We start from the raw sequence: 747 nt of genomic DNA, 5'->3' as shown, positions 1-747 counted from the left end.
TAGCCAGACCTGTAATTCACTATCTCTGAAGCTCATCTATGCCATCAATTGATACTTTGGTCTCTAACTATGAATCCATCAACTTCATATCCCTTCTTCTTTTATTTTCAGTAAATGTTACCTGTTTCTAATCCCCAGATAAAACACCCAAGTTCTCTTGCAATCGCTGTAATGGCCACATTTCGAGGTTTCCCTTGATATATCATGCGATGATATTTTCTTTGTAACCGTTCTACTGCCCGATCCGCGTAGGAAATTACTTCGCTTTGTTGCCCTTTTTGTCTGGCTTTCACTCGTTTCGATTTTAATCCGATTGTTCCCTTTACCAACGCATTTGCACATTCTACAAGAGTAGACCTAACTGTCGAATTGCCTTGCTTTGTAATCGAACTTCGACTGATTTTCTCTCCACTTGAGCTTTCGCTTGGCGTCAATCCTACATAAGCCATAAATGCTTTAGCCGTCGGGAACCGAGTGAAGTCTGCAATCTCCACATGAACTGTCATTGCTGCGGTTGTGTCTATCCCTTTTAAGCATCTTAACTTTTCCACTGGTTCTTCGTACCTTTCACTATGAGATAATTCTTCTAGTCTCAGACTGAACCGCTCAATTTTATCAACTAGAACATCATACTGTAATAGGTATTCGCCTAACGTTTCTTTGAATAATCCTTGTAGATCAAGATTCTTTACCCATTTCATATAAGCGATTGTCCAGCTTGATTTTCCTTCGTAAATATAGCCATGT

At 39.6% G+C, this 747-nt stretch carries 1 protein-coding gene; it reads right to left on the bottom strand.

Going from position 1 to position 747, the window contains the following annotated elements:
* Positions 1 to 107: 107 nt before the first annotated feature.
* Positions 108 to 747: transposase (locus tag ACODS7_RS32305; RefSeq protein ID WP_488828655.1), on the bottom strand; the 640-nt coding region annotated here is incomplete at its 5' end.

This window comes from Bacillus sp. FG16, assembly GCF_057809515.1.
Note: the sequence above shows the minus strand (reverse complement) of the source record. Positions and strands in the feature narration are given on the sequence as shown.